The sequence below is a fragment of the Streptomyces sp. NPDC052036 genome (genome assembly GCF_040680495.1).
Taxonomy (GTDB): Bacteria; Actinomycetota; Actinomycetes; order Streptomycetales; family Streptomycetaceae; genus Streptomyces.
This window is the reverse complement of record NZ_JBFAWW010000006.1, coordinates 213978-227525: the sequence shown is the minus strand read 5'-3', so window position 1 is coordinate 227525 and position 13548 is coordinate 213978. Positions and strand designations below refer to the sequence as shown.

At 70.3% G+C, this 13548-nt stretch carries 8 protein-coding genes; 2 read left to right on the top strand and 6 right to left on the bottom strand.

The window, feature by feature from the left end; all coding sequences use genetic code 11:
• Nucleotides 1–11: 11 nt before the first annotated feature.
• The 4 genes from AB0L95_RS12250 to AB0L95_RS12235 all read right to left on the bottom strand — a co-directional run bounded on the left by AB0L95_RS12250 (nt 12) and on the right by AB0L95_RS12235 (nt 8264).
• Nucleotides 12–638, bottom strand: coding sequence for a UTRA domain-containing protein (locus AB0L95_RS12250; RefSeq protein ID WP_365160906.1), 627 nt, complete (start codon nt 636–638; stop codon nt 12–14).
• Between the two features lie 344 nt (nt 639–982).
• Entirely contained in the window at nt 983–5173 is a 4191-nt protein-coding gene (locus tag AB0L95_RS12245; protein WP_365160904.1) for a hypothetical protein, read from the bottom strand.
• A gap of 614 nt (nt 5174–5787) precedes the next feature.
• A complete protein-coding gene (locus AB0L95_RS12240) occupies nt 5788–7551 on the bottom strand; it encodes an MOSC and FAD-binding oxidoreductase domain-containing protein (RefSeq protein WP_365160902.1) in 1764 nt (587 codons plus the stop codon).
• 185 nt (nt 7552–7736) lie between these two features.
• On the bottom strand, nt 7737–8264 hold the full coding sequence (locus AB0L95_RS12235) for a CGNR zinc finger domain-containing protein (RefSeq protein WP_365160901.1): 528 nt from the start codon (nt 8262–8264) through the stop codon (nt 7737–7739).
• A gap of 239 nt (nt 8265–8503) precedes the next feature.
• On the opposite strand from AB0L95_RS12235, the gene AB0L95_RS12230 reads away from it, so the two are divergent.
• Nucleotides 8504–9373, top strand: a complete 870-nt coding sequence (locus tag AB0L95_RS12230) for an alpha/beta hydrolase (RefSeq protein WP_365160899.1) — start codon at nt 8504–8506, stop codon at nt 9371–9373.
• Nucleotides 9374–9414: 41 nt separating this feature from the next.
• Complete coding sequence (locus tag AB0L95_RS12225) at nt 9415–10275, top strand: DUF427 domain-containing protein (protein WP_365160897.1); 861 nt, start codon at nt 9415–9417, stop codon at nt 10273–10275.
• A 102-nt stretch (nt 10276–10377) separates the two neighbouring features.
• On the opposite strand, the gene AB0L95_RS12220 is transcribed toward AB0L95_RS12225, so the two are convergent.
• Nucleotides 10378–12216 carry a hypothetical protein gene (locus tag AB0L95_RS12220; RefSeq protein WP_365160895.1) on the bottom strand — a complete coding sequence of 613 codons (1839 nt, stop codon included), beginning with the start codon at nt 12214–12216 and terminating at the stop codon, nt 10378–10380.
• Between the two features lie 479 nt (nt 12217–12695).
• Complete coding sequence (locus AB0L95_RS12215) at nt 12696–13547, bottom strand: aldo/keto reductase (RefSeq protein ID WP_365160893.1); 852 nt, start codon at nt 13545–13547, stop codon at nt 12696–12698.
• Nucleotide 13548: the final 1 nt, after the last annotated feature.

Genomic DNA, 13548 nt, shown 5'->3' with positions numbered 1-13548 from the left:
GCTCGCCCGGCTCACCACCTTTCCAGCGGCGTGGTGAAGACCAGCTCCGTGCGGTCGCCGGGCAGCGTGACATCACAGACGTCCACCACTCGGCCGTCGATGGCGTACGACGTCTTCCGGAGGAGGATCACCGGCGTGCCCGGCGCCAGCTCCAGTTCCTCGGCCTCCTCCGGAGTCGGCGGGCGCGCGGTGATCCGTTCCTCGACGCGGTCCACCTCGATGCCCACCGTGAACAGCTGGTTCTGGGTGCTGCCGGGCCAGGGCTCGTTGCGCTCGTCCAGGAGATCGGGGTTCCCGGCGACCAGCTCGCGGACCAGATACGAGGTCACCAGGCCGAACGGGGCGGACCCGGCCGCACACCGCGTCCGGTAGGTCCGTTCGACCAGCGCGGTGCCCTCGGGCACCCCGAACGCCTCCGCCAGCTCCCGGGGCGCCTCGATCTCGCGGTATCGCGCGTGGATCGCGAGGTCCTGGCGCCTCAGGCCGGTGTCGTGTTCCGTGGCGCCGGTCCGGGCGCGCTCGGCCAGGGGCTCGCGCGCACGGTTCTTCTCCCACTGATGGCGGCCGTTGTCGCGGACGACCGCGACGGGCGGGCGGCGCCGGAGATCGTCCGCGATCCCTTCGTACGGCTTGGGCACGGGTGCTCCCCGATCCGGGGTCTGGGGCCGGGCGCGACGGCGGGCGGGGCCCGGCCGACGGCCGAAGGTCAGCGTACGACTGCTCAAGGAGCCCGCCGGTGGAGCGCGCCGGTCGCCGGGAACCGCGTCCCGAACCTCGTCCCGGAAAGCGCCCGCACCCGGGCGTGGAAGCACCCGCACCCAGGCATGGAAAGGCCCGACCGCTGGCGACGGGGGATGCACCAGCGACCGGGCTGTGGTCCAGCGTAACAACGCCGCTCGGGCGACGGGAGTCGACTGCTCGGCCGTAGCGGGGAGTTGTGAGCGGGATCACGTGGAATCCGCCCGTGGACCGCCCGGCTCCCTCACCCTCCGCAGGGCGGTTTGTACGAGAGCCGGGGCAGGTACTCGTGCCATCGCTGCGGGGTCAGCACGCCCCGGGTGACCGAGCAGATGTGCTGGATCGCCTCGTCGGAGTCCAGGCGCCACAGCCGCACGGTGTCCGAGCCGCTCGACACCCCGAGCACATGGCTGTTGGGGCTGAAGGACAGGAAGTTGCCCGTCTTGGCGTAGGGACTCATCGACTGGCCGATGGGGCTGGCCGACGACGGACGGGCCACGTCCCAGAGCCGGACGGTGTTGTCGTTGCCGCCGCTGGCCAGGGTCTGCCCGGACTTGCTGAACGTCAGCGACGTGACCGCCTCGGTGTGGCCGGTGAGCGGGGGGCCCAGCTCGCTCGCCGCGTGCGGGTCGGTGACGTTCCAGAGCCGTACGGTGTCGTCGTCGCTGCCGCTGGCCAGCGTACGGCCGTCGGGGCTGTAGGCGAGCGCGTTGATCGGCCCGGAGTGCTCCGTGAGCGGCCGGCCGAGCGGCGCCACATGGGCGGGGTCGGTCAGGTCCCACAGCCGTACGGTGCTGTCCGCGCTGCCGCTGGCGAGCGTGTGCCCGTCCGGGCTGAAGGCGAGGGCGTTGATGAAGCCCCGGTGGCCGGTGAGCGGCTTGCCGAGCGCCACGGTGCGGGAGAGGTCGCTGACGTCCCACAGCTGGATGGTGCGTTGGTCGTAGGCGGTGGCCAGAATCCGTCCGTCGGGGCTGTACGCCAGTGCGTACGAGCCCATGAACCGGGTGCGCAGGGTCAGGCGCGGCCCGGTGGAGACCGGGTGGGTCGGATCGGTGACGTTCCACAGGTACACCGACTCCTTGTCGGTCAGCACCACGAGCGTACGGCCGTCGGGGGAGAACACCAGCGAACGCTGGCCGCCGTCGGCCGCCATGAACGGCTTGCTCATGAGCCGGGGACGGCCGGGAACCGCCACGTTCCACAGCCGGATCCTGCCGTCGCTCGCGACCGTGGCGAGCAGCTTGCCGTCCGGGCGGAACACCCCGTTGCGGCCGGCCATGTCCGAGGTCGGGACCGACCACAGACGGACCTTGCTGTCACCGCTGCCGGTGGCGAGCGTACGGCCGTCCGGGCTGAAGCCCAGGGCGTACATCTCGCCGCTGCCGCCCGCGAGCGGCTCCCCTACCTGCGAGGGCCAGTTCGGATCACTGACGTTCCACAGGCTCGCCGTGCTGTCCGCGCTCGCGGCGGCGAGCCGCCCCCCGTCGGGGCTGAAGGCCACGGACCAGATGGCCCCCGTATGGCCGGTGAGCGGCGTGCCGATCGATTCCGCGCGCTTCGGGTCGGAGACGTTCCACAGCCGGATGGTGTCGTCGGCGCTGCCGCTGGCGAGCGTGCGCCCGTCGGGGCTGAACGCCACCGAGTGCACCAGGTCCGTGTGGCCGGTGAGCGTCCGCAGCCGTACGGGGTGGCGTGGATCGGCCGTGTTCCACAACTGGATGGTGTCGTCGTCGCCTCCCGCCGCGAGCGTGTGCCCGTCGGGGCTGAACGCCACGCAGCGCACCGCGGCCGTGTGCCCGCCCAGCGAGGCGAGCGGCTTCGGCTTGCGCGGGTCGGCCACGTTCCACAGACGTACCGTGCGGTCCTCGCCGGCGGAGGCCAGCGTGTGCCCGTCCGGGCTGAAGGCGATCAGATAGATCGTGCCCTCATGGCCCGCCAGGGGCGTGCCGAGAGACGTGGGGTGGGCGGGATCGGACACGTCCCACAGCCGGATCGTTCCGTCGTCCCCGGCGCTGGCGAGGGTGTGCCCGTCCGGGCTGAAGACGGCACTGCTCACCCAGCTCGTGTGACCGGTGAGGGGTTTGCCCAGCGGCTTGGGGCGGCTGCGGTCGGCCACGTTCCACAGGCGGACGGTGCGGTCGTAGCTGGCCGTGGCCAGGAGCTTGCCGTCGGGGCTGAACGAGGTGAGGTAGACGGCGCCGTGGTGACCGAGCAGGGGGGTGGCCAGGGGCGCGTTCACGATCGAGATCAGCCTGCTGTACGTCCCCTTGTCGTCCGGCCGCAGGTCGTGTGCGACCAGGTCGAGCTGGGCGGCCAGCGACGGATCCGTGTGCTGGACCCGGTCCGCCTCCGCGAGCACCTGCTCGAACACGGCGTCGTCCCGCTGCCGCCACGCGACCACCGCCGTACCGGCCGCGAACACCGCGAGCACGACCAGCGCGGCCACGGCGGCACGGCTGATCAGGACCGTACGCCTGCGCAGCCTGACCGAGGCGGCCAGGAACTGCACGGCGCTGCGAGTCAGATAGGTGTCCCCGGCGGACTTCGCCCAGCCGCGGGCCTGTTCGAGACGGGAGCCGCGGTAGAGCAGCGAGTTGTCCCGGTCCGAGCCCTCCCAGGCCCTGCCGTCCTCCTCCAGCCGCTGCCGCAGCAGATTGCCGTTCCGGTCCTCGTCGATCCAGTCCCGCAGCCGGGGCCAGGCGTGGAGCAGCGCCTCATGGGTGATCTCCACGGTGTCCGCGTCGAGGGTCACCAGCCGGGCCTGCACCAGCGTTTCGAGGGACTCCTCCGTCTTGCCGGGGTCCGTCGACTCCTGTGACAACTGCCGCCGTGTCCCCCGGCGGCGGGTGGCCTGGGTGTCCTCCCCGAGCCGCACCAGCCTGAGCAGAAGCAGCCGCGCCGCCGCGCGCGCCGCCGGGTCCAGGCTGGACCAGGCCCGCTCGGCGGTCGCCGCCACCGCCCCCTGGATCCCGCCCGCCGCGCGGTAGCCGGCCAGTGTCAGCCGTCCTCCCTTGCGGCGCTGCCAGGTGGCGAGCAGGGCATGGGACAAGAGCGGCAGAACCCCCGCGTTGTGGGCGCCGCGCGGGCCGTCCGCGCCCACCTCACGGATGATCAGCTCCGCCAGCCCCGGCTCCAGTTCGAGCCCTACGGCCTTGGCCGGACCCGTCACCGCGTCGCGCAGCTCCGCGGTGGTCAGCGGGCCGAGCAGCATATGCCGGTGCTGTAGCGCGTCGGCCAGTTCGGGGTGGCTGAGGCACTGCTCGTAGAAGTCGGCGCGGATGCCGAGGAGTATCTGCACCGGGGCCCGCTCGCCGGGGCCGGCCGGTGAGCAGGCGGCGTGGAGGAGCTGGATGAAGATGCGCCTGTCCACCTCGTCGGCGCAGAGCGTGAACGTCTCCTCGAACTGGTCCACGATGAGGACCGGGCGGGCGGACGGGGACGCCGCACGCTCTGCCCAGGTCGCGACGGCCTCCCGCACGGCGCGCGCGAAGTGCGGAGCGCAGCCTTCCTTGAGGGAGGGGCCCGGGGCCGCGGAGTCCTTGGCCGCCGGTTCCTTGAAGGCCGCGTCTCGCGCCGCCACTTCCCGCGCGGCCTCCCGCGGCGCCTCTCGCATCGCTTCTCGGGGCACCTCGCGGGGCTCTCGTGGCGCTTCTCGTGTCGCGGATTCCCGCGCGGCGGCGTCCCGGGTGACGACGTCCGACGCGACGGCCTCCTTCGCGGCGGCGATCACGGGTGCAAGTCCCGGAACCTGCCGGACCAGTTCCCCGAGGGGATCACTTCCCGGTACGAGCTGCAGCACTTCCCGTGCCCGGCTGCCCTCGTCGCTCAGTGCGGGGTTCTGCAACGCGGGCACCAGACCGGCGTTCAGCAGGGACGATTTTCCTGCCCCCGAGGCGCCCACGAGCATGACCAGCCCGCCGGACCCCTCCGCAGCGCCGAGCTGGGCGACGAGCGCCTCCGTGTATCGCTCCCGGCCGAAGAACCACCCGGTGTCCTGCCGCCGGTACGCGGCCAGACCCCGGTACGGGCACACACCGGTCACGTCCGGGGCGTCGACCGGAGGCCGTTCCTCCTCTTCGAGGGCCGTCTCGGGCCGTTCGGCCACCGGATCGGCCACCGCCCGCTCCCACAGACGCTGCCACTGGGTCACGTCGTACAGGCCCTTGGACACCGGAGCGGGCCGCGCGCGCCGCGCCTGGGGTACCAGGATATGCAGCACTGCGGCGAGCGCGGCGAACTGGGCCGGCACGTTCTTGGCCCGTCGCCAGTCGCTGATGCGCTGCGCCGACACCCGTACGGGCCGCCCCCGTTCGTCGACCCGCTGCAGTCGGTCGACCGCGTCGGCCACGCGCTTGAGAGGAGGGTTGCCGGCCTCCTTGTACAACAACGCGAGACGTTCCGCGAAGGCTGTGCGTGCCCCTGAGTCGGAGCTCAAGGCCTTCTCTCCTTACTTCCCCCGCGGCTGGACATCCGGACCGGAAAACTCACTTTATATGGCTGACCTGCGATGAAGCCGCCGGTTTGACTTCGGAGCCTCCTCGGGGGGACCTACCGACTGGCAGGATCATGACCCAGAGCGCACCAAAGCGCATCGTCAGGAACAAGCCACTGGCTCGGCGTTCGAGAGACACCTCACGACGCACGTTCTCGGTCGCTTCCGCCGCAGTGACGGGGCGGAGGCGACGGTCTGGCCGCGGGAGTCGAAGCGATCCGTGGAGCCGGGATTCGTCCCGGCGCCGCCATCGCGTCGGTCACGGATCCGGCCTCCCGCCGATCCGCGCCGTTCGGTACCGGTCCCCACGAGGGGAGGGACCGGTACCGAGCGCCGCGGTGCACATGGCCCCGGCCCCAACTCACCACTCATCCTGGCAGCTACCCCACTTCTCCGTCTCCAGGCCCGCCTGCGTCGTGACCGGCCCGCTGGTTCTGGACGCCGACCGGAGTCGGTCGCCCGCTGAGGCGGACGCCGGTTGGAGCCGGTCGCCCACTGAGATGGACGCCAAATGGAGCCAGAGGTTGATCGGGGCTGGTGCCCCGCCTGTCGGGGCACTAGAGATCGAGCACGACTTCGGTGGCCGGTTTGCTGCAGCAGACGAGGACGGTGCCGGCTTCGGGCAGTTCGAGGGGCGGGGTGGTGTACCTGATGTCGCCCGAAACGAGGTGGGTGATGCAGGTGTGGCAGACGCCGGTACGGCAGGACCAACGGGCCGGGATGTCACAGGCCTCGGCGAGATCGAGCAGCGACTCGTGAGCCGGTGACCAGGGGGTGGTGACGCCGCTGCGGGCGAAGGTGACGAGGGGGCCGTCGCCCGGCGGCCCGGGCGGCTGATGGGGCCGGACCGCGGCAGTGGGCGCCACGCCGGGATTGATGGCGGGGAGCGCGCTGAACTGTTCCGTGTGGATCCGCTCGGGGCGCAGGCCCTGATCGCGCAGATATCCGCCGAGTTCGTCCATGAAGGCCGTCGGCCCGCAGAGGTAGGCGTCGGCGTCGGCGGGGATGCCCACGGCAGCGAGTGACGAAGGGGCCGGTCGGCCCTGGCTGATGTGCGGCTCGTCGGGACGGAGGGCGGTCTCCGCGGTGTAGTAGATGTGCTGGTGGGCGTGGGGGAGTTGGGCCAGCAGCGCCCGGACCTCGGCCGCGAAGGCGTGATGGGCGCGGTCGTGGGCGGTGTGGATCCACCAGACGGGGCGTGTGTCCCGTGCGGCGGCGAGCTGGTGGAGCATGGCGAGTACGGGAGTGGCGCCGATCCCCGCGGAGACGAGGACGACCGGCCGGGTGCCCTCTTCGAGCACGAACGTCCCGCGTGGGCTGGCGACGTCCACGAGGTCCCCGGGGCGCAGCGTGGAGTGGATGTAGCCGCTGACCTCTCCGTGGGGCTCGTGTTTGACGCTGATGCGATAGGTGCCCGCGGCGGGAGTGGAGGACAGGGAGTAGCTGCGCACGGCGGGGGCCGCTGCGCCCACGGCGAGACGGAGGGAGAGGTACTGTCCGGCGCGGGCCTCGGGCAGGGGCGTGTCGTCGGTGGTGTCGAGATAGACCGACGAGACGGCGGCGGTCTCGGGGACGATGCGGGCGACGCGCATGGTCTTGAAGCCCGGCCATCCCGGTTCCTCTCGGGGCTGCCGGGCGGCGGCGCGTTCGCCCGGCCATCCCGGTTCCTGCCGGGGCTGCCGGGTGGCGGCGAGTTCACGGAAGGACTGCTGCCATCCGGGGCTGAGAGCAGGGATGTTCAGCGCTTTGCGCAGCCTCGCGGGGTCGCGGTCGGGGAGGTAGAGCAGCGCGTCGGTGTCGGCGACACTGAGTTCTTCGGGACCCTTGCGGATCAGGGTGATCTCGTCACCGGCCCGGACGCGTCCCTCGGTGAGGACGCGCAGATAGAAGCCGGGGCGGTGGTGGGCGACCAGCAGGGCGGCCATGGTGGGTTCACTGAGACGCATCCCGACGCGATAACAGGTGACGCGCGGCTGGGTGACCTCGAACTCGGCCTCGCCGATGCGGTATCGGTCGCCGATGCACACCTCGTCGTCGGGCAGGCCGTCGACGGTGAAGTTCTCCCCGAAGACGCCGAACGTCAGGTCGTCCCGGCCGAGTTGCTTCTGCCAGTACTGATAGGACTGCAACTGGTAGACGAGCACGGCACAGATCTCGCCGCCGTGCCCGGCCAGATCGCCCTGCCCGTCACCCTCGACATTGAGCCGGCGCACCATCCGCGAGCCTTGCACGGGCGACTTCCAGGCGCCGGTGTGGACAGTCCTGCCCTGCCAGGAGACGTCCTTGGGCATTCCCACGTTGACGGACAACAGCGTCGCCATTGCGGACCTCCTGCGGGGTTTCCGGCAGAGGCAAGGATTCTTCGAAGGGGGACCGGCCCCAAGGCCGAACCCTCCACTTTTCCTGAGGGAACCCGCTCACGGTGCACGGCGCAAGGCGACGGACCGTGCCGTACCGCACCGGATCGATCACACGGAGTGTCCGGCGGGCGCCGCTGCCGGAGGCGTCACTCGGCTGCGGCGTCGCGGGCTCGCTGGTAGTGGCGCCTTGCCTTCATACGGTTGCCGCAGACGGCCATCGAGCACCAGCGGCCCTTGTTGGTCTTGCTGCGGTCGATGAGGAACAACCGGCACTCCGGGTTGGCGCACGGCCGTAGCCGGCCGGGCATCGCCTCCTGGAGCGCGCTCCATGCCATGACCGTCTGCACCGCCAACCGGCGCTCCGCGGGGGTGTCCAGCTCCCACGACACCCCCGTGGGCAGGAGATGCGGACGGGAGGTGACGTCCTTCAGGAGCGGGGCCAGCGACGCGGCGGGCCGGGCGCCGCGCACCACGTCCTGCAGCGCGTCACGCGCCTGAAGGAGATGCCGGTGCTCCTCGGCCGTGCCGCTGCCGCCGTGCGCCTGCTGCCAGGACCTGCCCGCTTCCGGATCAGCCAGCTGGTCCTGGACCACGCCATCGACCACCGGCGTGCTGTTGAGGAGCTCCAGCAGAACGTCCTGCTGCGCCCGCTGCTGTTCCAGGTCGCCCGTCATGACTCCTCCTAACCACACCGGCTCACTAGACAGGTTACCCGGCCATCTGGACGGACCCGGGGTGCCGACTGTGCCGACTGAGGCAACTGCGTCGACTGCGCTGGCTGCCGACCACGCGCGGACGGAGGCTTAAGGGGGGACGCAACCCAGATCTAACTCTAAAAATCACCTTGACGGGTTAGGGGAGGCGTGCTCGACTGGATGAGTAACCAGTAAAAACATCCAGAGAGGTTAGGGATATGGCCCCCGCAGTCCACCACCGCACCGCCACCGTCAACGGTCTCGACGTCTTCTACCGGGAGGCCGGCGACCCCGAGGCACCGGCAGTCGTACTCCTCCACGGCTTCCCGACCAGCTCGCACATGTTCCGCCACCTGATCCCGGCGCTCGCCGACCGCTACCACGTGATCGCCCCGGACCACATCGGGTTCGGCCAGTCCGCGATGCCCGCCCCGCAGGACTTCCCGTACACCTTCGAAGCCCTCACCGAGGTCACCGCGGGCCTGCTCCACCACCTGGGCATCGACCGGTTCGCGCTGTACGTACAGGACTACGGCGCCCCCATCGGCTGGCGGCTCGCCCTCCAGACCCCGGACCGCATCACGGCGATCATCACCCAGAACGGCAACGCCTACGAGGAGGGCTTCGTCAAGCCCTTCTGGGACGGCGTCTTCGCCTACGCCGAGGACCCGCGACCGGACAACGAGGCCGCCATGCGTGGCGCACTGACCCCCGAGACCACCCGCTGGCAGTACCTGAACGGTGTCGCCGACCCCAGCCTGGTCAGCCCCGACAACTGGGTCCACGACCAGGCATTGCTGGATCGCCCCGGCAACGACGAGATCCAGCTCAGGCTCTTCCGCGACTACCCCACCAACGTGGACCTCTACCCACAGGTCCATCAGTACTTCCGCGACTCCCAGGTCCCGCTGCTGGCGGTCTGGGGTGCGGGCGACGAGATCTTCGGCCCCGACGGCGCCACGGCGTTCGCCCAGGACCTGCCCCATGCCGAGATCCACTTGCTGGGATCCGGGCACTTCGCCCTGGAGAGCCACCTCGACACCATCACCGAGCTCATCCGCGACTTCCTCGCCCGCGTCCTCCCCTGACCCCGACGGCACCCCCGTCCCGCACCCGGAAGGAACCCGCCATGGGACTGTCCTGGCAGCAAGGCCCCCTCTCCACCGGCGCGATCGGACACTTCCTCACCCCTGTGCCCCTGCCCGAACGCCTCCTGTTCGCCGAACCGTTGCGCCGTCGCATGCGCGTGAGGTTCGACGACACCTGGATCGCCGACAGCGAGCACGTCGTCCTGCTGCACGAACCGGGCCGTTACCCCGTCGCCTACTTCCCCCGCGAGGACGTCGACGAGCAGGCCCTGGTCGCGTCCGAGAAGGTCACCCACCACCAGGACCTCGGCGAGACCGCCTGGTACGCGGTGCGCGCGGGCGACCGCACTGTCGAACGCGCCGCCTGGGAGTTCACCGGACTGCCCGGGCACGCCACCGAACTCCAGGGCCGTATCGCCTTCGCCTGGCGCGCGATGGACGCGTTCTACGAAGAGGACGAACGCATCCTCGGACACGCCGCGGACCCGTACCACCGCATCGACATCCGCAACACGTCCCGCACCCTCGAAGTCCGCCTCGACGACACCGTGATCGCCCGCTCCGAGCACCCCGTCGTGCTCTACGAGTCCGGATTCGCCCCACGCTGGTACGTCCCCCGCGCCGACATCGACGAGACCCGGCTACGCCCCGTCGAAGGCCAGACCTTCTGCCCCTACAAGGGCCTGTGCGACTACTACGACATCGGCGACGCACACCGAGCCGCCTGGTCGTACCCCAACGTCTACCGGCAAGTCGACCGGATCAGCGGCCTGGTCTCCTTCGAACCGGACAAGACCGGGGTCTGCCTCGACGGCAAACGACTGCACCCGGAACCGGGCCAGAACGTCGTCCCCCACGGCGCCGACCGCGGCCTGGACCCCGACGAACTCAACCCCCACTGACCTGCACAGCTCCTGGTGGCGCGTAGCCAAGCGGCGGCAATGGCGAAGGGCGCACCGGAGGTTCCCGGTGCGCCCTTCGCGGTGGTCGTCAGAAAAGGCTGCTCAGCGCACGTCCACGTAGTCGTGGTAGCTCTCGGCGTCCACGTAGGAGCCGGACGCGAGGTAGACCCCGACCCAGGTGCCGTCCTGCTTCGCGGTGAAGCGGGCGGTGAAGTGGCCGTGCGAGTCGCTCTTGACGGAGCCTAGCTGCGTCCAGGATTTCTTGCCCTTGGCCTGGAAGAGGATGTAGACGCGCTGCTTGCCGAACGCCACCCACTTCGTGCCGCTCAGTTGTTGCAAGGTGCCGGTGGTGGTCACGGTGTGACCCTTGCGCACCGGCTCGGGACCGGCGTTGAAGCCGGTGATCCTGGTGGCGGTGCGGTTGAAGTGCACGGAGTTGGAGTAGCCGGACTGGTAGTCCGACGACCCCGCCGAGTACAGCCGCCAGTAGCCCTTCGGCACCGACACATACCCGGCGAGGTTGAAGGTGCCGTCGGACTTCGCGGTGAACCAGCCGAGCGACTTCCAGCCGGTCTTGCCGTCGGCCGACTGCTGGAGGTACAGCTTCCGGTTCGGCGGCACCTTGCCGTTGCTGCTGTTCATGCTGCCCTGGATGTGCAGGTCGGAGTACTCGTCGATCCAGCTCGAACAGAAGCAGATGTTCGTCCGGTTGATGACGTCGACCTTGAACTGCGCGTGCGAGGCGGTCAGATACGGGTCGGCCAAGTAGCTGTCCCGGCTGGTCTCCACCGTGTACGTGCTGTCGTCGTACGGCATGTACGGGTCGGTGAGCGTGAAGCGCCCGCCGGCACCGCTGGTCGCCGTGGCGTAGTAGCCCATGTCGAGCGCGACGCCCTTGGCCGGGCGCCAGGTGCCGTCGTACAGGTACTCCACGACACCGGATGAGGACGCCTTGGCGCCGAACTTGATCTGCACGCTGGAGTGGTCCAGCCGGATCCGGCTCGGGCTGACCACGACCGGCAGGGTCTTGCTGTCGACGAGCACATAGGTGTTCGTGCCGTCGGGGTTGGCGATCCAGAAAGAGAGCGAGACCGGCACGGACGTGGCGTTCTCGCCGTTCAGCCGCGGCGCCACATCGATCGCGTAGCTGCCGTCGGCGGCGGTGACGGCGCTGTAGCCGTTCTCGGCCACAACGCTCAGCGTCTTGCCGGCCAGCGGCAAGGTGTCGCCGGTGATCGGGTCGAAGAGCGAGATGCGGCCGCTGAGCGTGACGTGCGTGTGCTCCACGTCCAGCACGGCGGGGCTGATGCTGCGGTCGGCGAAGACCGGCTTCGGCTCGACGTCCACGGTGGTGGCGTCCGCCGCCGATGTGCTGTCGCCGTCGCTGTCTTGGGCGCTGACCGTCACGTTGTAGCTGCCGTACGACGGCAGTTGCGACATGCGCGGCGAGCGCCAGACGCCGTCCTGCGGCGTGCCGGAGACGAGCGTGAAGCCCGTGACTGCGACGGTCGCCGGGTCCGCGCCGTGCAGCTCGGTCAGGTCGGCGGACACCTCGGTGATCGCCGAGTCGGAGGAGACGGCGACCGTCAGGAAGCCGGCGTCGGAGGGGTCGGAGCCGACGCTGCCGAACACCGGGGCGCCGGTGCCGTCGGCAGGCACGCTGCTGCTCGGGTCGGGCGTCGGGTCGCCGGAGGGCGGGTCGGACGGGGTCGGATCGGCGGGGGTCGGAGTGTCCGACGGTTCGTCGATGGGCGGGTTGGACGGGGTCGGGGTGTCCGAAGGAGTGTCGGACGGGGCGCTGGTGGGCGTGTCCGCAGGCGTCGAATCGGCCGTCGGGTTCGTGGTCGCGGTGGCCGCCGGGTCCTGCCCGGGCGTGCCGCCGTCGGCCGCGTACGCCAGTGCGGGCGCGGCGAGGAGTGCGGCGCCCAGTGCGGCGGACACGGCCGCCGACACCAAAGAGCGTGTTCTCACTGCTGTGGATTCCCCCCACGGGAATGGCGCGGCCTCGCTGCCCCGGATATCCGGAGGCCGGCCGCGCTCTTTGTACGGTTGCTGTGAACATCACGCAACAGATCGAACTCTAGTGCCTGCCCCCGACACGGGAGCAAGGGGTTTGTGGAACCGGCCGAGGACCTCACCTGCCCCTGCCTGCAAGGTTGTTCAGAATCCTGCCCAGAGCGGTCCGCCGGTGTCAGGGCGACCCGATGACGACCGCTCATGCCCAGTCGGGCGGTGGCCCCTGTTCGGCCCCCCCCGAGCACGACAGAGGCCGGGGAGCATTGATACTCCCTGGCCTCTGACCAGCGTCGGGGTGGGGTGGTCTCGGGTGGCATCGAAGGGGCGTGGGGAGCGGGTTGGCTCCCGGATGGCTCCCAGTTCTGCTGCCCTTTGGGGCCGGCTCTGTTCGGGGTTTGTGCGGTTCAGGCGTCGAGGCGGCGCCTGGCGAGCCAGGTGACGATCTCCGGGTCGTGGTGGTCGAAGAACAGCGAGCTGCCAGTGTCCAAGGTGGCGATCTGCGCCATCTGCTCGTCGGTGAGCTCGAAGTCGAAGATGTCGATGTTCTCGGTCATGCGCTCGGCGCGTACCGACTTGGGGATGGCGATGACGCCGCGCTGGGTCAGCCAGCGCAGCACGACCTGTGCGACGGACTTGCCGTACTCCTTGCCGATCTCGGCCAGCAGCGCGTTGGTGAACAGGTCGTTCTTGCCTTCGGCGAAGCCGCCCCAGGACTGGATCTGCACCCCGTGTTCGCGCATCAGGGCCTGGTAGTCGGCGCGCTGGAAGAACGGGTGGGTCTCGATCTGGTTGACCGCCGGGGTGATCTCGTTGTTGACGATCAGGTCGATCAGCCGGTCGGGGTAGAAGTTGGCCACGCCGATCGCCTTGGCCTGGCCCTCGCGGTTGAGAGCTTCCATGGCGCGCCACTGACCGTAGACGTCGCCGTAGGGCTGGTGCATCAGGTACAGGTCGAGGTAGTCCAGGCCCAGCTTGTTCAGCGACGTCTCGAAGGCCCGCTTGGTGTTGTCCTCGGCGGGGGCGTCCTGCACCCACAGCTTGGTGGTGACGAACAGGTCCTCGCGGGCGATGCCGCTGGACTTGATGGCACGGCCTACGGCCTCTTCGTTGCCGTAGGCGGCGGCGGTGTCCAGCAGGCGGTATCCGGCGGCCAGCGCGTCGGAGACGGCGCGCTCGGTGTCCTCGGCGGGGATCTGGTAGACGCCGAAGCCGAGGAGCGGCATCTCGATGCCGTTGTTGAGGGTGGCGGTCTGCATG

What these genes read in the sequence shown, in the direction of transcription:
- AB0L95_RS12240 (WP_365160902.1), bottom strand. Translation starts at nt 7,551, where the DNA reads ATGGCGACGCTGTTGTCCGTCAACGTGGGAATGCCCAAGGACGTCTCC.
- AB0L95_RS12235 (WP_365160901.1), bottom strand. Translation starts at nt 8,264, where the DNA reads ATGACGGGCGACCTGGAACAGCAGCGGGCGCAGCAGGACGTTCTGCTG.
- AB0L95_RS12230 (WP_365160899.1), top strand. Translation starts at nt 8,504, where the DNA reads ATGGCCCCCGCAGTCCACCACCGCACCGCCACCGTCAACGGTCTCGAC.
- AB0L95_RS12225 (WP_365160897.1), top strand. Translation starts at nt 9,415, where the DNA reads ATGGGACTGTCCTGGCAGCAAGGCCCCCTCTCCACCGGCGCGATCGGA.
- AB0L95_RS12215 (WP_365160893.1), bottom strand. Translation starts at nt 13,547, where the DNA reads ATGCAGACCGCCACCCTCAACAACGGCATCGAGATGCCGCTCCTCGGC.